This is a genomic window from Oceanobacter antarcticus (assembly GCF_044962685.1).
Taxonomy (GTDB): Bacteria; Pseudomonadota; Gammaproteobacteria; order Pseudomonadales; family Oceanobacteraceae; genus Oceanobacter; species Oceanobacter antarcticus.
The window spans coordinates 1-25954 of sequence record NZ_JBBKTX010000011.1; the positions used below are offsets into that span (position 1 = coordinate 1).

Consider the following 25954-nt stretch of genomic DNA (forward strand, 5'->3'; position numbering starts at 1 on the left):
GCAGCCTGGCCGGTTTTACGCCCCATCAGGTGTTTAGCGGGGAATACCTTGAAATCGCTCACCTCCGGCAAGCGGCACTGGACGAGATGTACGCTCAGCACCCGGAGCGCTTCAGTAAAGGCCGTTCAAGCGTACCGCTGCCACCAGCCGAAGTCTGCATCAATCCGGTGCCAGAGGATGCTGATCAGGCGACAATCGAAAAAGGCGTGAACTTCCCAACGTTGCCACGGGCGATTACAAAAGCAATGTAATGTTTAAAAAACTGGCTCAAATGACGTTGACACGTTCCGATGCCGTTCGACCGTTCTCTTCATCTCGCTTCGTTGCTGACTGATCTTTCCCTGAAGTTGGCCGGCCTGTGCAATTACTTCGTCGATAGAGTCGTTAATCGGAGTGATGGCTTCCAGCATCCTTTCTGAATTAAGCTCCGAGAAAAAAGCCAGGTCCAGTTTATAGGCAGGCAGTTTTTCAGAAACTTTTTCACCGTCTTTAAATTGGAACGCAGAAAGTGTTCTAAGATTTTCGAGCTTCTCAGTGAAATTATCGATTTGACTTTTTACCGAAGCAAGAAATGCTTCGTGTTCTTTTTCAAGTCCGTCCTTCAGTTCTGTAATTGCCTTCAGCTTACCCTTCGCCTCTTTAGAAAAGAAGTCGCCCAGCTTTTCGATCACACCGATTATGGCGATCAGGTTCTTAATCGTATTTTTATCATATTCTTCGCCAACCTTCTTGATCTGATCCTTCTTTTCAGCTACATGCGAGGTGCAAAATGGACAACTATCAGATAGTTCTGAAAATTCGTACCCCTTTGTTTGCCAGTCAATCCAGTTAACACTGTTTTCGCTCTGAATGAACGGTGTATAAGACTCAAGGCCAGGGGGAACATGTTGAATTTTGTTGCCTGAAGATAGTCCTTTCATTCCTGTCGAAGATTTGGACAAGCCGGATTTGGTCAACTTGAAAGCATTTCCCATTTCCTTTAGGGTGGTTATCAAGGTTTCCAATTCTTGATTTCCGGAAAACAGTTGTTTGATGTCCTGGATCAAACTTTCAATTTCCTGCTCTTTCTGTCTGTAGGCGTCTGTTCTAATCAATATATCAAAGCTGTTGCTGAGCAACTCATCAGTTTTGAACACAAACTGACTGACGTACTCCTCGTTGAAGCACATGACAGTATTGATGTTTTCTGTGCCGGTAACTTCAGGTGCTAATCCATCTGGATTGGATTTTCTAAGCTTAAATGGGATGAGTTCATTTAAATTTGAGCCTTCAGTCGTACCGAGGGTAATTGCCCGAGCAATTGAGCTTTTTCCGGTTCCGTTTGGTGCGAACTTTATGTTCAGCGTATTTTCAGAAAGAACCAAACTAGCCCAATCAATGTTATTGCAATTTTTAATCTCGATATTCATTTTCCGCTCCCTAAACTTTAATAAACGTCACCTCAAAGGCCTTGCTAGACCGAAACTGCTGCAACCGGTTGGCAAACGCGAAGGCTTCATTCATCTCGTAGTGCTGGAAGATGTCCAACCCTCGGTCCAGCGATATCTTCCAGCCGTGGTCCGTGACGATATGGCGGGCGTGAATGGTGCCGCTTTCGTCAAACTCCCAGGTGAAGTCGATACCTACTGTGCGAGCGGATTCCTGGATTTTTTCAAAACTCTCGTCTTGTAGGTCACCCTTGAACTCGTCCCGGACGGTGACGAGGTGAACCGCCACTTCATCTTCCTCGGCCTTGTTCTTCACGATGGCTTCGAGAAACTCCATGAAATTGCGGATCTGGTAGAAAAGCCGAATGTAGGGGTCTGTAACGGTGATCTCACTGGCTCCTTTCAGGTATGCGCCAAACAAACCGTCGAATGAGATGCCTTTTTGATTTTCCTGGAAGGTCAGGTGCTTTTCCTCCAGTACGGGTTCAGAGGCGCGGGGCTCTTTGGGCTCGCCAACTTTAACGTCTGCTGCTAGCTCAGGGTCTACCCCCCCGTCATCAGGGGTGGACACCGTCTGGTGGTAGTAACCCGGGTACTCTTCTTCCTCAAGTGTCGTGACCAGTATTTCCTGGCCTTGTTGATCCTGATAGGAAAATCGGACTTCGCCGTAGGTGGTATCAATCCGCTGTAACTGGTCCTTGACCCGCTTGCGCCCCTCGATGGCAAAACGCAGCACTTCTTCAACCTCATCCCTGGTTGCTCCGCCCTGGGGGAACAGGATCTTCATCAAGCCGGAAAAGGTCTTATTGATACCGTCCCGGTCTCGGGTCGAGATATCCGAAGAAAGAGTAAAGTGCTCGCGGTACTGATCGGAATAATCATAGTTCCGCATCGAGCGCAGGATTTCTGCAAGGTAGTCCACCACGAAGCCATAGCCGTCGGAGAACATCTCGCCCCGGATGATGTCGACCTCCCACCCGGGGATGTAGAAGTGGATACGGTCCAGAAAGGCAGAATCGTAGAACTTGTCCGGCAACTCATCGAACAGGTCCGAATGCTTCAGCATGTAAGGAACGGTATGCCGGGTGTTCCCCACGAACACCATGGACGCCTCGGCGCCCAAGGTTTCCACGCCCCGGGAGAAGGACTTGTTGGCCATGTAGTTCTTCATGATGTCGACGAGTGCCTTGTCTACTCGCTTCTGCTTGCCGGCGAACTCGTCGAAGGCCACGCAATCCCAGTAGCCCACCAGGCCGATCTTGCCGCTGGAGTTATTCACAAACAGCTTGGGTACGGTGACTTCACCACCCGATACCAGGATCCCATGGGGCGAGAATTCGGAGTAAACGTGGGATTTACCCGTCCCCTTGGGGCCAAGTTCGATTAGGTTGTAGTTCCGCTCGCAAAAAGGAATCAAGCGGACCAGCTGGGTTAGCTTGCTGCGCCGTCCGAACATCTCCGGGTTAAAGCCGATGCTCTGTATCAGCAGGTCAATCCACTCATCGGTGCTGAACTGCTGCCGCGCGGCAACGTAAGCGTCGTAGTCGAAGTGAGATAGCTGAATCGGCTTGAGGGTGGACAGAATCCAGGGGCTGACGTTCTGGTCTTCAGAAAATACGTATTCGATGTCCGCAATGCACCAGACGCCGCTTACCAGCAGTTTGGGGTGGGCCTTCACGGTCCCAGAATCCACCAATACCTTCTTGATTCCCAGGTTGGAAAACTGCGCCTCGTAGGCATCCGTCTTCTCATTCAGGGCCACGCTGATCTTATCGATGACCTTGTAGCGGCCCTTTTCCTTGATATTCGAGCGCACCAGTCCGGCCTCGTTCCGGTGGACATAATGCTTGGCCAGAATCTCCTTGACCGTTTCGATACCGGTCTGAATCGTGGCCTCGTCGTTGGTGGCGCAGTACTGGCCGAGCAGATACTCCAGCACGTATGACGGGACGATGGCGTTGCCCTTGACCGTTTTCACCAGGTCTTTGCGCACCACCAACCCGGGGAAGTGTTCGTTGATCTTTTGGTCAAGCGTGCTCATTGGCTATAACCCTCAGAAATCAAAATCGCTGGTAAAGGACCGCCGCATCAAATACCTGAGCGACTTGTATTCCTTGTAGTGGGAGGTACCGGCGTGCTGTTCTTCCAGCTTCAGGAAAACCTCCTGGCCATTGGCCTCATCCGCCTTACGGCTCAGCACAAAGCGTACCTGAAGCTCCCGCTCTCGGGGATTCTCCGAGGTCAGGTCAAACGACAGTTCGTGACTGTCCGAGATCAGCTCCCCTGCCTGGGTATAAATCCCGGCCCGCAGGTGGCGAGGCTGTACTTTCTCGGTAACCGGTCCGGACTGATACAAGGTGACCGCCAGTTGGCCGGAAGTGATCACCGAGCTGGCCCCACGCAGGATGTCCACCTCAACGGCGCTGACATCACTCTGGCGCTTCTTGTTAACCTTCAGGACCGGAATCACAACCTCCTGAAGGGATGCGCCGCCATGCACAAAGCGGCTGCCAGAGCCTTTAAGGCGCAGCCGGTTGATGGACTTGGGAATCTGCACTTCCATATCGCCATCCAGCCCAAGCTGCTCGGACGAGAAGTGATGGAAAGCCGGAGAGGCGGTCAGTCCCTTACCCAGCACGAACCGACGGTCCCGGTAGCGAATATCATCGCCAGAAACGGCGTCGCCCAGGAAGTCACTCTCATCCAGCTCACGGTTCTGGTAAATAAAGCCATGGTCAGCGGTGATCAGCAGGTTATTGGCGTTGGCCGCCGTGAGCTTCTTGATCAGACGAATTAGGTCATCCAGGGTTTGTTCTGCGGCTTCAAAGGCCTGCCCCTCTGAATGCATCTTGTCACCGGTGTGATCGATGCGGTTGTGGTAGATGTACAGCACATCATTACCCTTGAGCAGCTCCCGGCTATCTTCCCGGTTGAGCTGCATAAAATCCTCCGCCTTGACGGCCTGACCCCGCCCATCCAGGGCGGTTTGCAGGATTTTGGTACGGTTGACCGTGCCCTGTGAGCTTTGGCCATCCACCAGTACCGTGCCGGTATCGTTGTCTGCGATCGCCAAGGACTTGTTGGGCAGTAGCGCCGCCATACCGAGCTGGGTATAGCTGGGCAGGGTCGAGAGAGCCGGTTCGAGCTCCGCGCTGTAGCGATCTTCCTGCCGGATAAGGCCCAGCAGCTCGTCACCAATCTCGTAGCGCATGGCGTCGGAAATGATCACGCAGATCCGTTTGTCCTTGCGCAGGTACGGGCGAACCCAGTGCTCGAAAAAGGCCTTTTGCTGAACGACCGGATAGCCCTCCCAGCGCGGCGCGGCATCCACGTGAACCTGGAAGCCATCGCCCAGCTTGAGCAGGTAGTTGTTGGAATACAGGTTCTCCACCTGCTCACTAAGTTCCCCCATCAACGATGCCTGGCCGGACATGCGCACATGGTAGGTAAACTTGCGATAGAGCTGATCCAATTGGAACCAGGAACGGCTGTATCGCTGAATGCCGTCGGAGAGGCTTTCCATGGTGAGACGAGCCTCTCCGAGCATCTGGACAAAGCGGGCCGCCAACTCAATGGCTTCATACAGGTGTCGGAACTCCCCGTACCAGTGGCCCTGGCGCCGCTGCCGCACCCACAGCGCCACATCACCACTAGTGACCGTGCGGCCTACCACCGCCCGCACCAGGTCACTGATAATCTTCTGGTCGATTAGCCGGAAGTAGTCCAGCTCAACCAGGTCCCGGAAATCCCGTTTACCGAGATCCTGCTCAATGCCCAGCACCTCGGCACACTCGGCAGACAGGGTTTCAAACCCCTGCTCGAACTGCCGGCTGTCTTTCCAGCGTTTGAGGAACACCAGGGCGTCGCCGGTCAACTTGACCTCGCCGTCCGTGCCCATGGCGTAGCAGGACTTGAACAGTTCGATCACAAAATCGCGCAGGCTGGGCTCACTGGCCTCGTAGCCGTAGAAGCGGGCAAGCTGCTCCCACAGGAAGCTGTCCAGACCGCAACGCTCAATCAGCCGAATGCCATCATCGCGCTCTTCCGCCTGTTGCTGCAGCAGGGTTTCCACCACCGAGTCCATACGGGGCTCGCTACCGGCACACACGGCCAGCATCTTCAGGCGCAGCTTGCCGGCAGTGTCGTCCGATTTCAGCAACTTCTTCAACGCCTCCTTGCGCTTGATCGCCTGGAAAAACTCCGCGTGAGCCTGGGCCACCTCGGCAAACTCCAGGCCCAATTCCAGTTCGGACAGCCAGATGGCCACCTGGTCGGTCCGGAACTCGCCGTGGGCCAGCTGTACGTCAAGCAACCAGTTATCCAGATCCTCTGGTTGCGGCCCCTCCTTGTACAGCAAGAATTTCTGTTCCGGTGCCTCCCGCAGGATGCGATGTTTCAGGCCATACTCGTTGTTGGCAATCTCCAGCTTCTCCACGTCCGGGATGGAAACCGCCTCGAAGTCACTGCGCAGCTCTTGCTTGGTGTCGTACCAGAACACAACCCGGTGCTTATCGAAAAGCCTGCTCAGCGCATAATTGATTTGCTGGCTCATTCTTTGCCCCCGAGCTTCTCCAGGCGCGACACCCACTCATCAAAGTGTTTGCAAGAGGCCCGTAGAGCATCGAGGCCGATGTGAGCCGCAACCGACACCCCCGATGTCACCTTGTCGTATTCCGGTATCTCTTTGAGAATCCGTTTCGATGGCGCTGTTTCTCGACCGTCATTGATGAGCTCCGGATTTTGGGTGCCGACCATCTTCACGAGATTCCCAATTGGCTGGTCGTGCTCCAGGTACTCCCAATCCAGCTTGGCCGGGTCAGCAAGAATCAGGCTTTCGAATTCATGCAACTGGATATAGGGAATAAAGTTTGGCCTGTTCATTTCATTGCCAAAAGCAGCTTCGAGCCGTTCGATCCTTTGATAAGGCTCCAGCAATTCCGCCTCGTCAAATCCTGGAAAATCCTCTGGCAAGGCATATAAATCGAACATGCTGGTAAACCAGCATTCCTGGTTGGCGTCTTCCTTCATCCAGGTTTCGATATCGGCTTTTGCTTTCTGATAACTGATCAAGCCACCCCGGTATTCTTTGGCTGCCCGTTTGTCCTTGCTCGTTAACACACAGCGCACGTCGGTGTAGACATCAAAGTGCGCCAGATGGGGTGTCAGAACCTGGTCGACGAAGGCTTTCTCGGTCTGGCCCTCTGCGGTTATGTGCAGTCGAATCACGGCTGCCCTCCCAACACATTTTTCTCCCAAAGCTCCGAGAGGCTGTACCGTTGCAACCATTCACCCAGCGCCTCCGGTTCCAGACGGTGGAACGAGCTGGCGCCGGTCTTAGAATCGCGCTCCACGATCACAATCTGCTCCGGAAGGAATTCATCGACCAGACGTGTAGACTGGGTGGCCAGGACCACCTGCGTTTTCTGGGATGCACGTTTGATCATACCGGCAAGCTCAAGCGTGGCAGCCGGATGCAGACCCAACTCCGGCTCATCCAGAACGATCACTTTTGGAAGCAACGCCGGTGGCTGCAACAGCAGCGTGGTCAGCGCCATGAAGCGAAGAGACCCGTCGGAAATCTGATCCGGACCAAAGAGATAATCCTGGCGGTAGGTATCAGACCAGTTCAGTCGCACGAAACGGTCATTGCCAGGAAGGGTATCCAGCACGAAGTCGTTGAACTGCGGCATGATCTTGCGAATATGCCGGACAATTCGTTCGTAGTAAGGACGATAGCTATCCGACTCCTTCAACATCTTGAGGAAGGCCGCGAGGTTGCCCCCATCGCTGCGCAGGTAGGACACATCATCAACGTACACCCGGTCCTTGATTCGGGCGGTGTCGGATGTGTCGTGAAACTGGAAGGTCTGTATGCCTCTGAGCAGACCGGTAAGCACTTTACTGGTGGGCCGATCATCCTGCCCCAGCTCCGCTTCAGGGCCACCACTGGACAGAAAGTATTCTTGCGGCCTGGGGTGACCGGCTTTGTGATAGCTTACCTGTTCACCGCTGACGAACAGCCGGTCCGGCAACCCATAGGATAGCTTTACATCGTAGGAGTCGGTGGTGCTGTCATCTTCCAGTTTCACGCTGAAACTCAGCGATTCGGTCACCTTTGGGCCATAGAACAGAAGCTGGCTGACACCCTGCCTACCAACGTACTGTTGCAATGCTCCGGTGGTCATAAACCCCAGCAGCCGGAACAGTGAAATCAGGTTGCTTTTCCCGGAGCCATTTGCCCCCAAAAGCACCGTGACATCGTTAAAGGCAATAAGCTCGTAGTCGTGGTTGCTGATAGATTTAAAGCCTTTAACGGCAATTTCTTTCAATTTCATAGTTAGCCCTCCTTCATGAGAGGCCAGGAATCTTCTTCAAGGCTTCGCCAAATTTCGGATAGTTCGCTTTCACCCCATCATCGAGATCGATTTCCACCTGCTCGGTAGCCAGGGGATAAAGTACATCCCGTTCGTAGTCATCCAATTCGACGAGAATTTTGTTGATCTTCTCTATCTCTTTCAGGGCCTTGGTCTTATCACCCTGGGAGGCCCCGGCGCTGATACTGACGGCCTCCAGATGGTTTTTCCGGGCTTGCAGCTTCTCGTCTTTGAAATCCCGCAGATACTCCAGCACCGTGCCCACGGTGTGGGGCTGGTAGCGATGCATGTAGATCAGCGCATTGAATGAGCCCTTAGGTGAGGAGAACAGCCAGTAAATGGGGCGTTTCTTGTAACGGCGCACGTGGTCGTTGTAGAAGTCCTTCAGGAAGTATTTGCGGATATCCTTGCCCAGTGCCTGCTCGACAAAGCGGAGGTTTTCCCCATAGTGCTCTTCGCCAAAGGCGATGCGCAGGAATTCACGGAAGCGTTCGGTGATGTCGTCGGTGAACCAGTCGCCATCGAGCATGGGGATGACATTGTCATCGTCTGCCGGGAAGCTCGGCTCCGGAACCCGCTTCAGGTAGTCCTCGATGGTCTCTCCCTGGTTGGCCAAGATCAGCCCCGGCTCTTCCAGAGCATAGCGACCGAACATACAGCCAACGGCGTAGGAGACCAGCTCGCGCATGGTGTTAGCCAGCAGAAGCGCCTCCAACTCTTCCTCACTTTTGTTGTTGCCGTAACGGTAGTGAGGGTTGCAGGTCAGTGTAACCTCTTCCAGCGGCACCTCTGGTGTCAGCTCATCTTGGAGGCCATAAGCATTGATAAAGATGTCGTTGTTTTCTTCCTCTAGCCGCCGCATCTCCAACGTCATTTCGCGCCAGCGAGTACGAACCTTCTTGTAGGTGGATTGCAGAGCTGTATGGCGAAATTCAGGATTCAGTAGCGGCAGACTGGTGAAGTCCCAAGAGGTCTCGTAAGTATCCCAGTCCGACTGTGAAAGAGATATACATTGCGATGCAATAGCATGAGCTGTTGACAAGGGGCGCTTGTCAAATGGCAAATTAAGAGCATGTCCAGGCTGGAAACGAATAGCAGGGGAAAGCACTTTCATATATGCGGCTGCTACTGTGCTATTCAGATAGGCAACAACGCCTAGTCTATCCGAATCTGGATTTACAAAACCCATTGACCCTGTGGTATCAAACATATAGCCTCCAGAAACACTCCTAACTGAAAAGCGCTCTCCGGACACACTAGACCACGTTATACCGGGCATAAATGCCCACTCGCCGTTATAGTTATGGGATCGTATTCTTCCAGTTTTTTGGTCAATGAAGTTCAGAATTCTCTCACCCTCATTCTCCCAATCTACAAGATGTCCGGTGTTGCCAGACCAACGCCGATATTCTCCACCCTTCAAATAAGCGAACCATCTTGCAGTTCTTTCGGTATCCTTCGGAAATGCTGAACAATCCAATGACACTTCGAACCATTGCCGTAGAAAAGTATCATTGCTACCTGTGGTAAGCCCCTCCCGAGTTGTAAAAGATTCCCCCAATCGGGGCAGTTTTTCAAAATTAATGGCGAAGCGGTGTGTGAGCCAATACGCAATCAGGTTGCCCGGTATTTTGGCAAAATCATCCGTGGCCGAGGAAAATCTTAGTTTTGACCGTGGATTTTTTGCGGCCTCTTTAAGCATTGAAGACTTTGACGATTCATTTTCCCCATCTACTAAGCGGATATATGTAGCCTCTCTTAACGGCTTGGCGATATTCTCCATGACGAAAGCAGTTGTTGACACAACAGCGCCACCAATAGTGTCAAAAGCTCTCTCTCCAAGATGCGCCATTGACAAAAAGCTCGACTTAGCAATTAAGTGAGATCGGAGGTTCTCGTATGCAGATAGAAACATCCAAGACTGCATATTGATCATGGCCATGCTGCCCTGCTTTACTGTTAAATCCAGGGCTCGCTCCATAAACATAGCAAATAGATCAGCTTTGCTTTTTGGATAGTGGTCCTTCACCCAAGCTTTAAGCCTCCCGTTCATACCCCCGCTCCCCATATACGGCGGATTGGCGACCACCACATGGTATTTCGGGCAAAGGTAATCGACCTGCCGTAGAGCTTTAAGCACCTCCTTATGCGTTTCGCTAAGGAACAATTGTCCTGATACGTCCTTGGCTTCCAAAGCCCTCAGAATACCGTCCACATCGGTCACATCTGGACGGATCAGAGAGCCAAAGTTGTCCGTCTCTTCGAACTGACGCAAGGTGCTTTTTAGCGGCGCAGTGAACAGGTCGCGCTCGACAACGTCCATGTATTCCTTTAATTCACCCTCGTCGAAACGAACATTCTCGAGAACACAAATATTGGGCTGTATTGGCTTACGAAAGAACCGGCGTTGCTTGGCCCGCGCCTTCATCGTTAGTGCAAAAGCGGCCAGTTCTCCAGCACGCTCGTCGATCTCAATGCCGTATAGGTTGTGAGTCAGAATCTGGGCTGGAATATCACTAGGTTCGTAGCCTTCCTCTTCGTAAATGGCATACAGCAAATCGAAGGCATACGTCAGCATGTGTCCCGAGCCGCAGGCCGGGTCACAGATCTTGATCTCTTCCGGGCTACTGATCCGCAAAAAGTCGGTCTCGGGCTCTTCCGGCTTGATGTAGTAATCCATCTGCTCGATCAAGCCAGAATCAGGGCGATTTAGCATCCAGAGGCGCCCCAGAGAGTTCTCCACCAGATAACGCACAATCCAGTGCGGCGTGAACAGCTGAGTCGCCGCCGGGATATTCTCGGGAGTAACCTTCTTGTTCTTCTTCAGGTCAGCAAATACCTGGTCTTTCTTCTCGGAGATATAGAACTGATACAGCCAACCGATTACCTCAACATCTTTACAGGCATCCGGTGTCATAGCCTCGCGGGTATAGGCCAGAATGGAGTTGCCGGAGAGCAGATCATCCGGCATCAAAAGCTCGGTGTAGTCGTCAATACGCTCGAACAAGAACGGCATTGCGCTGTACCAGTAGTTACAGGCAGCTACGACCAGTAGGCGATAGGCTTCCCCCTGCGGATCCTGACTGGGTGTTTTGCTATCCAGCAGGGCAAAGATCTTTTGGCGGGTTGACTCCGACACCATTTCTTCATCGATATGGCCCATTTTGGCATCCGCCAGGATCTCTGGCTGGAACTGCCCCTCAGCAGGGGAAACAATGCCAATGCGGTTGTAACGATTCACGTCCATAAAACGCAGAGCGCAGAAGCGGTTGAACCAGATGTAGGCCACCCGCTCGATAACCTGCTCTTTGCCTTGGCCGGTTACCGCCTCTTCCAGTTTTTTAATCACCTGTGGCCTTTCTCGCCGGGCGGGACTCTCGTCGGCGAGTACCAGTTTGAGCTTGGCTGTAACCTGTTCGAGGAGGCTGCGGCGAGCAAATTGGGCGAATTTTTTAAGTTTCGATGTTTCCATGAATTAGGCTCCCGCACTTATTCTGCGGACGGTATGGGTTCCAAATTGTTTCTTGTACTGGTCCAGATTGAGAATGACGCACGCCTGTGCAAACGACAGAGACCAGTCTTTGTGATTCAATGGCAGGCAGCGGTGCAGCTGATCTTGTTTAGCTAGCAGCAATGCGGGATCGAGAGCGGCCATGGAAAGCAGGACGACATAATGAACTGGTTTTCCCACCTTACCGCTGAGGGCTCGGAACCAAAGGCTGTCTCTATACTTCCCCGCCAAATCCGGTATTAAATTGCCACTGACGAGCTTTTGTCTGAATGCTTCAGGATTGGTCGCGACAGGGTTGTCAGGGTCTTTTACTTCCACAAAAACCAAGCGATCCTCATACTCTGCAATAAAATCAACGCGCTTCATGGTGCTTTGCCCATGTAGCGCGTCGTCATCGAAGCGGACGGCTTCAATAGCATCGCTGAAATCGAATTCCAGATCGTCCTCGGAGAGAAGAGTCATACCTTTCCCCCGAGCGAGCGCTTGATCTCTTCGTCGTATAAATCATTGAACGTGTTCGCTATGGCATTGTTATCCAGCTCTTTATAGCTATTCGCTGATTGAAGAGTAACTTGGCCACCTTTGTTGACCAGTGCATGGAAGCGAATATGATCTCCCTGCCCTGGGCGGGCCAGGAGGTCAAACCATTTGAGCAGTACATAATCATGGGTGGCGAGAATGACCTGCTGGTTATTTCTTGCCAGCTCCAGAAGAACCTGAACAAGCAGCTTCATCAGCTTGGGGTTCATATTGGATTCCGGTTCGTCCCAGAACAGGGGGCCACTGGAACCAGGAGACAGCACGCCGTTACTTAGCAACCTGTGCAGAATACCGATCTTTCTGAAGCCTTCCGCTGTCATGCTGCTGGAGTACTGACGACCGCTTTCTGCGACGAACTCCGTCACGGTGGAATCCTGATACGCTTGGGCGGACTTGGAATTGGTTCGTTTAGGAGAGGGCTTTTCCCGATATTCACCTGGCTGGAAGCAGAAGCCGCCGTTTTCCCACTGATAACGGCCACCAATCAGGCTGACCAATTGCGGAACGATCGAACTCAGCCTCGGATCTTGGTTGATTCGCACGTCCAGGTCTTCATCACTGGATTTGGTCAGGGCCTTGGCAAGATCGACGTAGCCATCATCGAATATCAGCTCAACCGTCTTCTGATCGTGTGTTTCGTCGGCCATACCTTTGACCAGAGAGAGCACTTCTTTGGTTGGGATGAACACTGGCTCAGCCCGGTACTTGGCGTAGCTTTGCGAATCCTTGATTGAAAGCTCAGAGGAGTTGTTGAAAAAGGTCGCGTTGACCTTCTGCCCCTCTGCAAACTGCGCGGTTAAACTCGCGTGTTCCCTAGCCCCGTGAAGGTGCATCTTCCCGAGCTTGTCATCCAGAGGCATGAACAGGCGTAAGAACTTGGTAGTTAAGGCCGCTTCGAGCTCGGCTTTACCGAGATCCGGCTTGCTCTTGAAAAACGATGCGCCGGCACAAAGCCCATAGGCCGCCTTGAGCAAGTGTGTTTTGCCGGTACCGTTTTCACCAATGATCACGTTGATCTTGGGTGAGAAATCGATGTCCAGATCACCGAATGACGTAAAGTTTTTGAGTTCAAGCCGGTCTATCATCATTACTTCCCGATTGTTCACTATCCCCTGATCCAGCACCCGGTCGGCCACTGCCCTCACTTGCATGCGGAAATACGCGCGGCGCTCGTATTCGCTCGTATTTTTCGTGCGCCGCACGTATTTTATCAGCTTCGCTCATATCGAGTCCCCTTCCCCTGGCCTACCGGGCGTATCACACCCTTGTCTTTCAAGCGGTTGAGCAGCCGAGTGGCTTGGAAAGGGCTGATATGGCACAGATCAGCGGCATCCGCTCGTTTGATGCTGCCGTGGGTATCGATGAAATTCAGCACCATTTGCTCCTGTTGGATGGCATCGAACCCCGCCTGGCGAACGTAGGCCGCCTTCTGTCCCGCCCCCCGGTAAACCTTGGCGCTCAGGGTGTAAGTGCGGCCCTTGCCGGTGCCGTGGGCTTCCACCATGCCTGCTTCCACCAGCTTTTCCAGGGTGCCCCGGACCACGGTTTCGGGCTTTTGCACGGATTTGGCCAGGTCCGCCGTTCTTAAGCGCCGCTCATTGCGCAGCCGGGACAGGATGATCAGGCTGTCGATGGGCATGGCGGCGCCGGTCTGTTCCTCACGCTCGACGATCATCCGCAGGAATTCGGCGTCCGCGTCCGCTGCGCTCATGCGCACGGAGACGGTGTGAGCGGACGACATGGAGTAGTCGGGGGCGGTGCGCCCGTAGCGGAGCATACCCTCGAAGATCCGGTCGATGCCCCGGCCAGTGCGTTCGGCAAGGCCGATGCGCTTGATAATGTCAGCCAGCAAGGGGTTACGGGAGCGAGGGTCGGCCACCAGCAGGTTGTCCAGGTTTACGCCCTCGACAAAACCACCGGGATTGCTGATGCTCAGGCCGTCGTCGTCCAGTTTGACGTGTACGGCGCCCAGGGCGCTGTAGTCGCGGTGAACCAGGGCGTTCACAAAGGCTTCCCGGAAGGCCCGGCGGTCGAAGTTGGGGATGGGCACGCGAAACAGCCCGACCTGAATCTCCTCTTCCTCCACCCGGGCGCGAAACAGCACTTCGACCTCTTCAAAGGTCTCCAGCAGCGGTTTGCGGTAGAACTCATTGACCAGGACATCGGTACCGCGCAGCACCTGGAAGGCTACCTCGTGGGAGGGTAGGTGTTGCCGGAGCTGCATTTCATTCCCCAGCAGCAACAGGCCTGCAACCGTGGGGCGGCGCATGCCTCCCACGCTCACAGTCAGCCCCAGGGCGCCGTCCAGCTCATCGTCCGCCAGGGGCATCAGGCTCTGGTCGCCGCCGTACTTCTTGATGGCGTTGCGGATCCGGATGCGCTGAATCGGGTCCAGGTCTTCAACCGCCAGGTTTTCCACCGGCAAGGCAGAGGGGTCCGTTACCCCCAGGCTGGACTGGCGCTGAACAAACTCATGGGGGTAGAAGGGCACGGCCTCCGGAGTGCCGTCCATTCTCAGGCGCCGACGTTGCAGCAGACCATCCGAGGTGGACACCAGCTGCCGGGACTTGGGCACCTGGATCCTGGCAATAGGTTGCCCTTCCAGCTCCAGGGACTCAACGCGCACGGCCAGCGAGGGAATGGTCTTGTTGGCAATCAGCGCGGGCAGGCCGGCGAGGTTGCGGTGATTGGCATGCAGCCCAGTCGGGGTGCCATCGTCTTCAACGCCCAGGAACAGGTCGCCGCCCTCGGTGTTGGCCAGGGCCACCACCGCGGCCACCAGGTCCCGGTCCGGCAGGCTTTTGACGTCGCTCTTGAACTCGACGGCAAGGCTTTCGCCACCGCGAATGAGCGCCCGGATTTCCTGTTCGGCTTCGTGCATGGCTATCCCCAACATCGACCGGTTAGACGGTTCGGCATGCTTAAATCTGGACCTTGCGGCCTTGCTGGATTTCAACCAGAAGGGCCTCGCGCAGGGCATTCAGGTACCGGTCCACATCACCCTCGTCGGCCAACCAGGCCTTGTCGAACGCGACACGGAGGTTGCGGGTGTGAACATAGTCGGCGGGCGATTCCTTGACCTCGGGAGTCCCCCCGTCACTCTGGTCTTCACTCTGGCTACCTGGGTGCTGATCGGGGTCGTCTGCCGGTGCTGATTTCTGATTGGCCAGCGCCACCATTTTGCCCAGCAGCTTCTGGTAGCCCTCTTCTTCAAAGTATCGGGTCCGGTCCTTGATCACAGCAATCAAGCGCTCCTGTCCGATGTAATCAATCAGATCTCGGAAGGGTTTGTTGAGCTCATCCTGGCGCGGCTCCGGCAGGGACTGATATTCATCCATGCTTTGCATGCGTTCCTGCATGGTCTTTAGGGACGTTTCTGCCTGGGAGCGGGTTTGCTGCACTTTCTCGTCGATGCGGCCCTGTAGACTGTCCAATTGGCCCTTCAGCTGCTGAATACGGCTCCCCTTGTAGCAATTGGGATCGTTCAGGGTGGAACGGATCTGTTCAACCTCATCGCCAGAGACGTAGATGAAGTTGGGCTCCTGGCTCTGCAGGAAGGACCGAGCCTGGTTATAGATGTCTTTTTGTGAACCGCCCATAAACTTGCGGATGGGGTCGATGACATCCTCTTTCAGGTCCAGCAGCTGGTCTTCCTGCTTGCCCAATTCCGTCAGGTGCCAGGTGTAGGGCTTTCCGGCGACTTCTTTCAGCGTCACCAGGGCAGGTTTCAAGGCATTGAGAAACGGGTACTGATCGACCTGCGCTATCCGCCGATCCAGGTCGTGGTACATGTCCTGGAAGGCTTCGCCGGCCTCTTTGCCCAGGGCCTTGGCTTCGCTGCTGCGGGGTGGGCTATCGAAGAAGTCCTCGTAGAACGACTTGAGGGCTCGGACCTGAGAGGCGGTGAACTCAATCTGTGGTTCCAGCACCACGTTGCCGTGGCCGTGAGTGTTACGCAGGGCGCGCTCCAGCTCGCTGTCCTCCAGGATGTTACCGTCGAGACGAACCTCCACCTTGCCACGGGCACACAGGTTGGCCAGGGTGCAGAGAATCGCGGCGTAATACCAGCCGTAGGGTTTGCGTTCGAATTTCTCCAGCAAGCCCTTGAGGGTGGTGCGGACACCGCCCCGATTGTTGCTCTGAATGAATGCCAGCAGTTCCTGCTCGGATTCCGCCAGGGCCGTGGCGTCATTACCGAAAAGGCCATCGTCTGTACGGTTGAGGCAATTGCTGATGTCGTTTTCCGTGTAGGAAACGCCGCGCAACATGCGGAGGTTGGGGTAAGCCCGTGAAATCAGCTCATGGAAGCCCCGAATAATGCGGGTCTGGGGGTCCTCATTCGCCACTTCCACATCGGCGCCGCCAATGAGCAACTTGGACTTGCCAATGAGGGTGTGAACCTGCTGCCGGAGCCTGGCCTCGCGCTCACGGTTCTGAAAGCCCTTGTCATTCAGGATCCGCTTAACGGCTTCCTGCTGGGTAACGGAAATGTTCTGCTTGATGTACTTCTCGGTGCGCTTGAACATGAGCAGATCGCGCACCAGGCGCTCGTCCGACGGCATGAGCACGAACAGCTCGTCCGCCTTGTAGGTCGAGGCTGTGCGTAGCATCTGCTCGTTGTCAGTATGCTCGTGGAACGGGCTGATGACATTGATCGAGAGCTCGTATTCACGCCCATGCAGACGATCATCCAGTTTGCGCGAATAGGAGTAATCCTGCCCCTGATTCTGGGAGGAGCCGGCGTCATAGCGAATCTTGCGCTGCTTGATGACAAAGTCGAAAACGATCTTTTCCAGCTCGTCCGCGACATCCGATGATTCGACCTCGGTGTTCTTGATCTCCTGCTCGACGTCCTTTTCCTCGTCCGTCAGGTACTCGTACTGGTCCCCGTTGCGCTGTATGTAGGTCTGTTGCTCCAGAAGGCTCAGGGCTTCCTCGACCTTGGTGCGAAGTGCCGGCAGATCCTGATCGAAGGCATCCAGCATCAGCACGCAAAGGTTACGCACCGTGGGCTTGAATTCCTTGACATATTTGACCAGGAACAGGGCCTTCAGCAGCCGGATGGCGAAGGCATTATCGAGGTGGTTCTCTGCCTGAATAATCGCCCGCTGTATTTGTGATTTCAGTGCAGAGCGGATGCCTTCAAACATCAGGTCAAAGGTGGCCAGCTGGCCCACCTGATGGTTGCCGATGTGGATGGCCACCTGCTGGAAAACCCCCAGCATGGAGCGCTCACCGACGGAACTGTGCTTACCCTCGAAGGCGTTGTGCTGCGACAGATTCTGGATCGCCGATTGAAACAGCGCGAACTGGTAGGGGACGAAGGGGTAGCTGTGGATGAAGTGGTCCCTGTCCCGGAAGTTCCGGTAGGTGGCCGATCCATCCGCGAAGTCAAACAGGGTTTTGAAGTTGTTTGCCTGCGCGTGATAGACGTCCGACAGCTGATTGACGCCTTCTTCGGTCTTGGTTAACAGGCGCTTCTGGATGACCTCTGCCACGTCCGCGCTGGACAGCTTCATGCGGTTATTGAACCGTGCCTGAATTTTCGAGAAGTCGTTGCCTTGTTGCTTGCCCATTTCGCCAACCACGTTTTTCATCTCTTCCTGCGCGGTGACGATAATCCAGGCCCGGCCCCGACACTTGGTGGCGAGGCTCTCGGCAATGGTTTGCAGGTTGGTCATCAGCTTGGTGTTGTCGGCAATGTACTGGCCGACCTCGTCCACAAAGAAGTTCAGGCGGAACTCTTTGTGGCCACCCTCTTTTGCCTGCTTCTCGATATAGGCATTCACATTGTCCGCGAAGTCTTCAATCGAGACTCGGTATTCGCTGCGGTACTTGTCCAGAATGCCCGCTGCCGACTGCGGGTCGCCACCGGTCACAGCGGCGTAGGCTTGGGCAATATTCGGGCCTTCCAGAAGGGCTTGCTCCCGGCCTTTCTGCCAGGGGCGGCCGGCGATGGTCTCGTACTCGGCTTTGAATTGTTCGTACAGGCCACGGCCGTCCAGATCGCGCTCAAACTGGGCAATGTGCCCTTGTTTGCCGTAGTAGCCGCACATTTCGTCGAAGACTTTAACGAACACGGCCAGAAGCGCATCAATCTGGGTTTTGCTGATGACATCGGCTTTCTGATCGATGTTGAACAGAATGCTCTTCGCCGGAATTGAGACAGCTCGCTTCAGGTCGCCCCGGAGAATTTCATTCTCGCTACACTTGGGAAGGAACAGATCCAGTGTCGTAGCACCGTCCATCTCCCGGTTTTCAAGCAGAAGAGCCAGCATCTTGAGGAGGTGTGACTTACCCGAGCCGAAGAAGCCGGAGACCCATACCCCGTTCGCCCCTTCGTAGTTGTTATAGGCGTCCAGGAACTCTTCGAGGCGCTTCTCGACTTCGTTGGTCAGTACGTATTCTTCGATTTCGAGGCGAAGACTGGCTTCATCGTCGGCTTTGATAACGCCTTCAATGGGGCGGTCAACGGGCTTTAGAAAAATATTCTTCAATGTCATTGTACTTTCCCTTAATGATTACGCCTCGAATCGTATCGTCCGCTCAGGCTTCGTAATGAAAGATGTTGAACGCACGGTAGTACTTGTCGTCATGCAACCTGCCGAACAGGTCCAGCGATGCACCGGTTTCCAGCGAGTGGGTATAGGAGCCCGGGAAGAACATCACCGTTGGTTGTTCTTTGGCGGTGCTCTGCAAGTTGTTGAGCACGTTATGGGAGCGTATGTAGGGAAAAACCTCGCCCACCCCTGAGAGAAACAGCACGTCAAACTCAACGGACCGCAGTTTTGCCGCAATAGCGGGCACCAAATGGGCTTCCGGGTCCAGCACCCCCTGTAGCAGTTCTTTCAACTGATCCTTTGAGACCGTGGGCTCCAGCTCCAACACCTGCTCCCAGATGTCTCTTTCTTTCAAAATATCGATGGCCAGGTCGTACAGATTGATACTCAGGATCCGGATGCCCGCCTGCTCCAGCCGGTTAACCAACTGCCGCTGAAGACGCTCCATCTCGACCGCTTCTTCAGGCCGGTAGGGGCAGATGAAGAAAGGCACTTCATTACCCAGTCCCTGCTTGTTCAGGAATCGCTGGCCGGAAACCACGCTGAACAGGTGCTGTAGTCGCTCCTGCATCGGCATTTTGGCAATGTCCTTTCTCAAGCTGACATCCCCCTGATATCGGATTCATAGACTGGAAAGTAGAAAAACTCGTCAGGATTGTTCTGACGCAGCAACTCAACCAGCCTGGGGCTTAGCAGAACTGCGTTTATGGTTTTGTCCTTAGCTAACAACCCTGCCTCCCGCAGCATTCTGAACAGGACCTGCCGCAATTTATCGCGCGTTGAGGCGCTGGCATTATCCAGTTCGTCATGCCATTCCGATTTACGGTTATAGAAGGCATCGAAATCCTCAAAACTGAGATCCAGCTTCATCGCGACAAACCGTTCGTGTAGCACTTCCACCGCAAAGTCCGCGATAAAGCGGTACAGTCGGCACACGGCAACCCACAGAAGATGAGCCTGGTCCTGGTGGTTTGCCTCGGCCAGGAAAGTCAGTTCGCTTTCGGTCAACGTCTTCAGGCGTGCAATCGCCTCTCTACAGGTGCGCTTTGCCGTGCTTTCCGTTCTGGCCTGTAGCAGGTTGTCATGCAGCGCTTGAGCACGCACCTCATCCCAGTCACGGAGCGACAGGTACAGCTCGGCCAGCTTCACCGATTCGCGGTGATACAGGCTGCCGGACGTGAAGGAGATGCGATACCGGCCTTGGGTCATTCGGAACGCTCACCCTTGCTCGTCTCGGCGGCGCCACCGCCCTTGACCCACTCGTCTACTTCGACTTTTTTGAACTTCCAAAACCGCCCCATGCGGTGGGCGGGCATTGCGTGCTTGTCGATCCAGCGGTACACGGTGTCATTGCTGACACCGAGGTGCTTGCCTATTTCGTCTACGGATAACCAGCGATCTTCCATCTCGGCCATGTTTTCGCTTCCTATGGGCGATGGTGTTGCCACCTTATCTGAGGCGGCACGGTCTCATGGGCGGAACAGCCCTACACTACATTGACTGATCAATATATAGAGGTACCACGCTGCATTCAACCGATTTGACCCGGATAGACCAGCAAAGAACGGCATATATAGCCACCTGAAATCTGGGCGATCCCATCAATAGCCCCACGCAATCAACACCTGCGGTGTGAGCGGCATGCCTTTTACCGCCAACAGCCCTCCTCGCTTGAGGGGCTTGCACTCCCGCTGGCAGCCTCCTTCAGTCCACCGAGGTGCTCCTCCAGATCTTTCAGGAGGCGTTCGCTTTTCCGCACGATTCGACAAAGCTCCGCCTGGTTGGCATTGAGCCTTCGCAACATCTCAAAACCGGTCTCAGTCTCCATGATGAGCGGTTGCTCCCAATCCTGGGCCCGCGTGAAGGCCGGTTTGTGATAGCGGAACCGACCTTCTTTGCGGATGTACTCACTGAACACTGATCGTCCCTCGCCGCTCTTCTGCTGGACGAAGCGATTGTAGTACCAGGACAACTCCAGCTTTCTTCTCCGGAGTCGGACGCGGCAGCCGAAGTGCCCGGGATAGCCGGGTGTCTGGTCGGTACGATGCGCGACGTTGTGGGACCAGAAGTGATCACAGAGCCGCTGCGCCAGATAGCGGTACCTCGCTTGCTCCACGTCCGCTTGCTGGTGAATCGCCGTCAGAAACTGACGGCATTGCGTTATGGCGGCTTTGATACCACGTTGGTGGTTCACATTTTGGGCTCGGCTGACCGCCTCCCACTCTTCGCAGATTTCCTGGTGGGTCATTCGTTTGCTCATGGCTGGCTCCTCGCTATGGATTTGCCAACAATCGTAAGCAACTGAGTGCTTGAAGCTGCCATGCGCTTTTGCCTTTTTCGGACGAAAAGACAGAGTTGGAGGCAGACTCCTTCCTTCAAGCCATGGGACCTTTCCAATTCCTGTCCACGTAACTACCTGATTTGGGACTTTGCCGCTGCGCTCCCACACTCCATGAAATAGCTCGCATGGGCTGAAGGGTCCGCGTTCCATTATTTATTTGGGACCCTGGCTTACCACCTCAGTGACAACACCGGTATACAGTGGCGTTACTTCCTCGGGGTACTTACAAGGGGCTTGGAAGAGACCTTTTGGAGCACCGGTGTGATGCAGGCACGTCCCGTGAAATAACAGGGTCTCGACAAGGCTTTTTGAGAGGCTGTTTTGATCACGTCCAGCATTGACTTTCACATGTGAAAGTCAGCGGGAGTTACCGCTTCATAAAATGATGCCGTGATGATGGCGGCTAGCGGAGACTGTTCACATTTTCGCCAGAATTTATCCAAAAACCGATGGCCGCCACATAGAAAGCGCCTAAACCCTAAAATTTATCCTTTAAATTCAGTGTTTTAATATCTTTTTCTCTTTGCGCCCAAATTGGCCAATTCCACGGTTCTGGTGTGAATTCAGGACTATTCATAATCACTCCTGACCGTTAAACAACGAATCAGGAGTGGATTATGCAACGACAGTATTTCAACGAGACGAACGAGCGTTTGCTCACCTATGAAGAGGTTTGTGCCGTCACCCAGCTTTCGCAAGCCACGCTTCGACGGTACGTGAAAGCCGGTCGTTTCCCTGCCCCCATAAAGCCAAGCCCGCAAGGAAGGGCCGTCAGGTTCCGGATTCAGGATGTTCGTGACTGGCTAGACCGGCTGTGACGGAGGCGCGAATGAAATATCAATTGAGAGACTCAGGGCTGTACTGCTACAGCTCTGAAGAGTGGCAGAGGGTTGGCGGGTGGATAGAGGTTGTTGCCCGAACCCGCCTCTCCAATAAAAAACACGGCCACGGCGCGCTGCTGCAGTGGAAAAATATGGACAACGTCCTGCTGCGCGAGGTGGTGTATGCGAGGACTCTGAACGGTGATAACGCTCGTCAGATACGAGAGCTGTTGGTGGACACCGGCTACCCGCTCGAACCCGGCAATATTAGCTGGACACGACTGCAGCGGTATTTGCTGGAGGAAATGGCAAAGGCGCCTCCGGCCACAACCGTCGACCGCAGCGGCTGGCATGGGCCTATTTTCGCGACGAGCAGCTGGACGGCAGGTCAGGCGGATGAGCAGCACCACTTTGTAGGGCAGCTATCGACCTCACCGTTGCTCCAGGAAAGCGGGTCTCTTCAAGACTGGCAGAATCAAGTGGGGAAGCTCTGTGGCGGCAACCCGCTGGCGATCCTCAGCGTCGGGGTGGCTCTCGCGGCGCCCCTGCTAAAGCATGCGGAGCTTGAAAATGGGGCCTTTCACTTGGTTGGTAATAGCTCCACCGGGAAAACGACGTTGCTGCAGGTGGCCGCGAGTGTTTGTGGAGCACCAACGTTCGTGAGGAACTGGGTAGCGAATGCCAATGGCTTGGCAGCCGTCGCTGCTGAGCACAACGACATGTTGTTAGCGTTGGACGAGATTGGCCTGGCTCGGCCGGAAGATGTCGATGTGGCGACGTATCACATAATGACCGGTGCCAGTAAGCTGCGCGCGAATATCTCAGGGGATCTTGCTGAACAAACGCACTGGCGAACGCTGGCGTTAAGTACTGGTGAGGTATGGCTGTCGGAAGTGTTTCAGGAAATAGGAAAGTCGGTTAAAGCCGGCCAAGAGAATCGTCTTGTCGAGATCCCCGTTTTTGGAAAATTTGGAGCCTTTGACGAGGTGCATGGCTTCAGCAGCCCCCAAGAGTTCGTGGACGCGTTGAAAAGCCGCACCAGGCACTACCATGGCACGCTGTTCCGGCACTGGCTTGAGCGTCTCACAGAAGATGTGGATGACTTGCCCGGCTATATCCAGAATGAGGTCGCCCGGTTGACGGACCAATGGAAGACCTCTCATATGGCTTCGCAAGTCCTCCGGGTGATCAGGCGGTTCGCACTGATCACCGCTGCTCTGTGCCTAGCCTGCCGGAACTACCTACTCCCCTGGTCGGAAGCGGAGTCAGTTCGAGCGGTACACCAAGCAGTTGGAGCCTGGCTTCGGAGCCGAGGTCACATCTTCAATTCGGAGGAGCACCGCATTTTGGCTCGCCTTCGCGATGCGATTTACAAATGGAATCACCGCCTTGTTGACATAGAGCGGGGGGATTACGGAAGAGCAATTGGTCTGCGACGCAAAGTGGCCGGTGAGACGCAGTGGCTGATACCCAAAAATACTCTGATCAAGGAGCTTGGCCTTCGTAGTCGATACACTCGGGAAATTGAGCCGCTTATCCAGAGAGATTTCATGGAAACCAATGAGCAGAGCCGTGGCACCATGAAAATCAAGCTGCGGGATCGATCGGAGCGTTTTTTCGCCCTGTGGCCTGATCGCATCAAGGCGTATTGGGAAGCGCTACCGGATGGAGATGGACTTTCCCAGTTTCCCACTATTCCCACTGGTGATTCGGAGGTAGAGGAGGATGATTGATAAAACCTTCAGTCCGCCTTCGGAAGAGGTGCGCACCAAGCTTCTGGCTCGTTCTGGACAGTGTGAGCGGCTGGTTCGGGAGTCGGACCGTCGAACGATTACGGGTGTCAGTCGGACGCAGTGGTGGACTTTGGAAAGAAAGCGAGTGGCTCCGGCAGGGCTCAAGTTGGGCTGCAACTCGGTGGCGTGGCGACTATCGGATCTGTTGGCTTGGATCGAACAGCAAGGGGCTTGATTTGGCCCCTTTTACTCTCCAGAACTAACTTCACCTCTCACGATGGGCGCTAACCATTCGCAGAGCGCCTCGTGAGCCTCTTTTCGTTCTTCAAAATACGCATGCTTGTTATAGACCCGGTCAGTCCGGTTGCCGGGCAGCTGATTCAGGCAGCGCTGGGCCAGATTGTCATCAAAGCCGAGCTTACCCAGTTTCGTACGGGCCGTGCCGCGAAGATCGTGGACGCGGCGCTTGTCAAATGAGAAGAGCTTTTTCTCAAAGAGCTTCTTGAGCGCATGGTTGAGCGTATTCTCGCATACGTGCGGAGTCCGTGCTTTTTTGCTGATCCTGCGAGCTGGGAAGACCCACTCACTCCCACAGGAGCGTACTTTCAGTTCATTCAACCATTCCACGGCGGGTTCCGCCAACGGGATATCGATGGCCCTTCTCTTTTTGGTCCTTTCCTCGGGCAGGTACCAGATACGGTTCTCCAGATCGAATTCCGACCAAGGCGCTGCCAGAAGCTCCATTTTTCTCGTACAGGTCGCAATCAACAAAGCACAGGCCAGGTAGTTTTCACGGCTGAACTGCGCCGGAATAACCCGGAGCTTGTTGAAGAACTCAATGACCTCTTCCTCATTCATCGGGTAGTTGGCGGCCTTCTCCTCCCCACCGGCATCCCTGGGGCGGAATGGCGAGGCGGGATTGAACCGGGTGACGTCCAGTTTGATGCCATGATCAAACAGGTTCCTCAGCAGACGCATCAAGTCATTTGAGAGGGTCGGGCGAGGCTTATTGTCGTCATAACCATTGGCCACGTCGCGCAGGATTTCACTGACATCCACTGGCCGGATCTTTTCCAGTTCCACCTTCCCGATGCGCCAGGCGACCTCACGCTCGTACAGGCTCTTCTCTTTATGGTGAGACGCGATTTCTCGTTTGCGAAGCTCGTAGTAGTCCGCGTACAGGTCATTGAGCGTTTTGAAGGGGTTTTGGTTGACCTTCTGCCGCTCTTGAACCGGGTCAGCACCCTCACGCTTGATCGCCAACCTCAGCTTCGCCGCCTCATCACGGGCGTCGGCCAATGACCAGTCGTCCACCTTGCCGATGGTGTATTCGCGCCGGAGCTTGGTAGCTGGGGTGGTATAGCGCAGCATCCAGTAGGCATCGCCGCGCTTCGGGGTCATGAGGTAGAGACCATTGCCATCGGCATGCCGCACGGATGGCTTCTCTTTGATCAGTTTCTTGACGGTCTTGTCGTATAGCTTGCCCACTTTCCTGCCTTAAAAAATTGGGGAGTACAATCTCGCCGATACAATATAGCGAGAAAATACTCCCCAATCTACTACCCATAACTACCCAAACTTGGCAGAACTTACATGAACGCGGTGACCGTTAAAATTTCATAAGCCTTTGATTTTTAATGGACTAAAGAACAGTGATGAACACCCAAGAACATCACTCTATGTTCTGGATCTGCTCGCGCATTTGCTCGATTTGTACTTTCATTTCGACAGCCGCTTGTGTGGTGACCGTGGTCAGCGATTTTGAGGACAGGGTATTTGCCTCACGATTCAGCTCTTGCATCATAAAGTCGAGCCGACGGCCAATCGGTTCCGGGCGCTTTATAATGGCTTTGACTTCCTGGATATGAGTACGCAAGCGGTCGAGTTCTTCGGCGACATCGGCTTTTTGTGCCAGTATCACCATTTCCTGTTCCAGCCGTTCAGGATTGGCAGCGTTTTCCCGTTCCCCCAGCATATCGGCAAGGCGATGTTGTAATTGTTGCCGTTGGGCGGCCAGCGCTTCTGGCAGGTGAGCTTCCACCTTGGCCACCAGGCTGCTCATATTATCCAGGCGTTGGAGAATTAAGTCCGCCAGACTCTGACCTTCACGAGCGCGACGCTGACTGACGGTTTTCAGGCAGTCTTCAAAGGCTTGCAAGGTGGCCTGTTGAACGACCTTGGCGTCGACAGTTTCGTTTTCCATCACACCGGGCCATTGCAGAATATCGAGCACATTGGCAGCGGCGGCTGTCGGGACACTGGCTGTGGCGGCGGTTATGGCTTGGTTGAGTTGCTTCAGCAGCGGCTGATTCAGATTTAATGCCTGAACTTGCTGGCCGGATTGTAGCCGCAATGCACATTCCACCTTGCCGCGATTGAGATGTTTTTTCATCAGTTCACGCAGTGCCGGTTCCAGTTCGCGGAAGCTGTCGGGCAAGCGGAAATGCGGTTCCAGATAGCGATGGTTTACCGACCGCAGCTCCCAGATAACCTGGCCGGCGGGTGTGTCGGCCTGCTGGCGGGCAAAGGCTGTCATGCTGTAAACCATGGTGTTTCTCCGTTCGTTTATCGTGTTGGGCATTGTAGCGGTGGCCAGACACCCCTGCTATGTCGTTATAATGCCGCCCCAATATGTTTGAAGCACAGA

The 25954-nt window shown here is 54.4% G+C and carries 20 protein-coding genes; 4 read left to right on the forward strand and 16 right to left on the reverse strand.

Features of this window, described 5'->3' with window-relative positions; all coding sequences use genetic code 11:
• Positions 1–251, forward strand: a 251-nt coding sequence (locus tag WG929_RS10045; protein ID WP_416205933.1) for a hypothetical protein, incomplete at its 5' end; no start/stop codon positions are given.
• Between the two features lie 3 nt (positions 252–254).
• Here WG929_RS10045 and WG929_RS10050 read toward each other — a convergent pair.
• From WG929_RS10050 to mobI, 14 genes are all read right to left on the reverse strand, one after another.
• The gene (locus tag WG929_RS10050; protein WP_416205934.1) at positions 255–1409 is read right to left on the reverse strand and encodes a hypothetical protein; all 1155 of its coding nucleotides are present in this window, start codon (positions 1407–1409) and stop codon (positions 255–257) included.
• A gap of 10 nt (positions 1410–1419) precedes the next feature.
• Complete coding sequence (gene brxL, locus WG929_RS10055) at positions 1420–3468, reverse strand: BREX system Lon protease-like protein BrxL (protein ID WP_141068078.1); 2049 nt, start codon at positions 3466–3468, stop codon at positions 1420–1422.
• 12 nt (positions 3469–3480) lie between these two features.
• The gene (gene pglZ, locus WG929_RS10060; RefSeq protein WP_416205935.1) at positions 3481–5979 is read right to left on the reverse strand and encodes a BREX-1 system phosphatase PglZ type A; all 2499 of its coding nucleotides are present in this window, start codon (positions 5977–5979) and stop codon (positions 3481–3483) included.
• Entirely contained in the window at positions 5976–6653 is a 678-nt protein-coding gene (locus WG929_RS10065; RefSeq protein WP_416205936.1) for a DUF4276 family protein, read from the reverse strand. Before WG929_RS10065 ends, pglZ begins: the two co-directional genes overlap by 4 nt.
• A complete protein-coding gene (locus WG929_RS10070; protein WP_416205937.1) occupies positions 6650–7762 on the reverse strand; it encodes an AAA family ATPase in 1113 nt (370 codons plus the stop codon). Before WG929_RS10070 ends, WG929_RS10065 begins: the two co-directional genes overlap by 4 nt.
• A gap of 13 nt (positions 7763–7775) precedes the next feature.
• A complete protein-coding gene (gene pglX, locus WG929_RS10075; RefSeq protein WP_416205938.1) occupies positions 7776–11273 on the reverse strand; it encodes a BREX-1 system adenine-specific DNA-methyltransferase PglX in 3498 nt (1165 codons plus the stop codon).
• Positions 11274–11276: 3 nt separating this feature from the next.
• Positions 11277–11774, reverse strand: a complete 498-nt coding sequence (locus WG929_RS10080; RefSeq protein ID WP_228232946.1) for a hypothetical protein — start codon at positions 11772–11774, stop codon at positions 11277–11279.
• A complete protein-coding gene (locus WG929_RS10085; protein ID WP_416205939.1) occupies positions 11771–13054 on the reverse strand; it encodes an AAA family ATPase in 1284 nt (427 codons plus the stop codon). The genes WG929_RS10080 and WG929_RS10085 overlap by 4 nt, the downstream gene beginning before the upstream one ends.
• Positions 13055–13062: 8 nt before the next feature.
• The gene (locus WG929_RS10090; RefSeq protein ID WP_416205940.1) at positions 13063–14733 is read right to left on the reverse strand and encodes an ATP-binding protein; all 1671 of its coding nucleotides are present in this window, start codon (positions 14731–14733) and stop codon (positions 13063–13065) included.
• Between the two features lie 40 nt (positions 14734–14773).
• Complete coding sequence (brxC, locus tag WG929_RS10095) at positions 14774–18355, reverse strand: BREX system P-loop protein BrxC (protein ID WP_416205941.1); 3582 nt, start codon at positions 18353–18355, stop codon at positions 14774–14776.
• 43 nt (positions 18356–18398) lie between these two features.
• Positions 18399–18989 carry a DUF1788 domain-containing protein gene (locus WG929_RS10100; protein WP_416205942.1) on the reverse strand — a complete coding sequence of 197 codons (591 nt, stop codon included), beginning with the start codon at positions 18987–18989 and terminating at the stop codon, positions 18399–18401.
• A gap of 17 nt (positions 18990–19006) precedes the next feature.
• On the reverse strand, positions 19007–19621 hold the full coding sequence (locus WG929_RS10105) for a DUF1819 family protein (protein WP_239296659.1): 615 nt from the start codon (positions 19619–19621) through the stop codon (positions 19007–19009).
• Positions 19618–19827 carry a helix-turn-helix domain-containing protein gene (locus tag WG929_RS10110; protein WP_008174223.1) on the reverse strand — a complete coding sequence of 70 codons (210 nt, stop codon included), beginning with the start codon at positions 19825–19827 and terminating at the stop codon, positions 19618–19620. Before WG929_RS10110 ends, WG929_RS10105 begins: the two co-directional genes overlap by 4 nt.
• Positions 19828–20060: 233 nt before the next feature.
• On the reverse strand, positions 20061–20672 hold the full coding sequence (mobI, locus tag WG929_RS10115) for a conjugative transfer protein MobI(A/C) (protein ID WP_416205943.1): 612 nt from the start codon (positions 20670–20672) through the stop codon (positions 20061–20063).
• A 698-nt stretch (positions 20673–21370) separates the two neighbouring features.
• On the opposite strand from mobI, the gene WG929_RS10120 reads away from it, so the two are divergent.
• Genes WG929_RS10120 through WG929_RS10130 form a run of 3 tightly spaced genes read left to right on the forward strand, consistent with a single transcriptional unit; the run spans position 21371 to position 23542 of the window.
• A complete protein-coding gene (locus WG929_RS10120) occupies positions 21371–21571 on the forward strand; it encodes a helix-turn-helix transcriptional regulator (RefSeq protein ID WP_008174219.1) in 201 nt (66 codons plus the stop codon).
• A gap of 11 nt (positions 21572–21582) precedes the next feature.
• Positions 21583–23307, forward strand: coding sequence for a DUF927 domain-containing protein (locus tag WG929_RS10125; RefSeq protein ID WP_416205944.1), 1725 nt, complete (start codon positions 21583–21585; stop codon positions 23305–23307).
• Positions 23300–23542 carry a helix-turn-helix transcriptional regulator gene (locus tag WG929_RS10130; RefSeq protein ID WP_416205945.1) on the forward strand — a complete coding sequence of 81 codons (243 nt, stop codon included), beginning with the start codon at positions 23300–23302 and terminating at the stop codon, positions 23540–23542. Before WG929_RS10125 ends, WG929_RS10130 begins: the two co-directional genes overlap by 8 nt.
• 11 nt (positions 23543–23553) lie before the next feature.
• On the opposite strand, the gene WG929_RS10135 is transcribed toward WG929_RS10130, so the two are convergent.
• Together WG929_RS10135 and WG929_RS10140 are read right to left on the reverse strand one after the other, a co-directional pair.
• Positions 23554–24795, reverse strand: a complete 1242-nt coding sequence (locus WG929_RS10135; RefSeq protein WP_416205946.1) for a tyrosine-type recombinase/integrase — start codon at positions 24793–24795, stop codon at positions 23554–23556.
• 184 nt (positions 24796–24979) lie between these two features.
• Complete coding sequence (locus WG929_RS10140; protein WP_416205947.1) at positions 24980–25855, reverse strand: YicC/YloC family endoribonuclease; 876 nt, start codon at positions 25853–25855, stop codon at positions 24980–24982.
• Positions 25856–25954: the final 99 nt, after the last annotated feature.

Excerpts from the sequence above, each read along its gene's own strand:
- pglX (WP_416205938.1), bottom strand. The coding sequence starts at position 11,273 with ATGGAAACATCGAAACTTAAAAAATTCGCCCAATTTGCTCGCCGCAGC.
- brxL (WP_141068078.1), bottom strand. The coding sequence starts at position 3,468 with ATGAGCACGCTTGACCAAAAGATCAACGAACACTTCCCCGGGTTGGTG.
- WG929_RS10070 (WP_416205937.1), bottom strand. The coding sequence starts at position 7,762 with ATGAAATTGAAAGAAATTGCCGTTAAAGGCTTTAAATCTATCAGCAAC.
- WG929_RS10050 (WP_416205934.1), bottom strand. The coding sequence starts at position 1,409 with ATGAATATCGAGATTAAAAATTGCAATAACATTGATTGGGCTAGTTTG.
- WG929_RS10140 (WP_416205947.1), bottom strand. The coding sequence starts at position 25,855 with ATGGTTTACAGCATGACAGCCTTTGCCCGCCAGCAGGCCGACACACCC.
- WG929_RS10090 (WP_416205940.1), bottom strand. The coding sequence starts at position 14,733 with ATGCACGAAGCCGAACAGGAAATCCGGGCGCTCATTCGCGGTGGCGAA.
- brxC (WP_416205941.1), bottom strand. The coding sequence starts at position 18,355 with ATGACATTGAAGAATATTTTTCTAAAGCCCGTTGACCGCCCCATTGAA.
- mobI (WP_416205943.1), bottom strand. The coding sequence starts at position 20,672 with ATGAGCAAACGAATGACCCACCAGGAAATCTGCGAAGAGTGGGAGGCG.
- WG929_RS10125 (WP_416205944.1), top strand. The coding sequence starts at position 21,583 with ATGAAATATCAATTGAGAGACTCAGGGCTGTACTGCTACAGCTCTGAA.
- pglZ (WP_416205935.1), bottom strand. The coding sequence starts at position 5,979 with ATGAGCCAGCAAATCAATTATGCGCTGAGCAGGCTTTTCGATAAGCAC.
- WG929_RS10105 (WP_239296659.1), bottom strand. The coding sequence starts at position 19,621 with ATGACCCAAGGCCGGTATCGCATCTCCTTCACGTCCGGCAGCCTGTAT.
- WG929_RS10080 (WP_228232946.1), bottom strand. The coding sequence starts at position 11,774 with ATGACTCTTCTCTCCGAGGACGATCTGGAATTCGATTTCAGCGATGCT.
- WG929_RS10100 (WP_416205942.1), bottom strand. The coding sequence starts at position 18,989 with ATGCCGATGCAGGAGCGACTACAGCACCTGTTCAGCGTGGTTTCCGGC.
- WG929_RS10120 (WP_008174219.1), top strand. The coding sequence starts at position 21,371 with ATGCAACGACAGTATTTCAACGAGACGAACGAGCGTTTGCTCACCTAT.
- WG929_RS10130 (WP_416205945.1), top strand. The coding sequence starts at position 23,300 with ATGATTGATAAAACCTTCAGTCCGCCTTCGGAAGAGGTGCGCACCAAG.
- WG929_RS10110 (WP_008174223.1), bottom strand. The coding sequence starts at position 19,827 with ATGGCCGAGATGGAAGATCGCTGGTTATCCGTAGACGAAATAGGCAAG.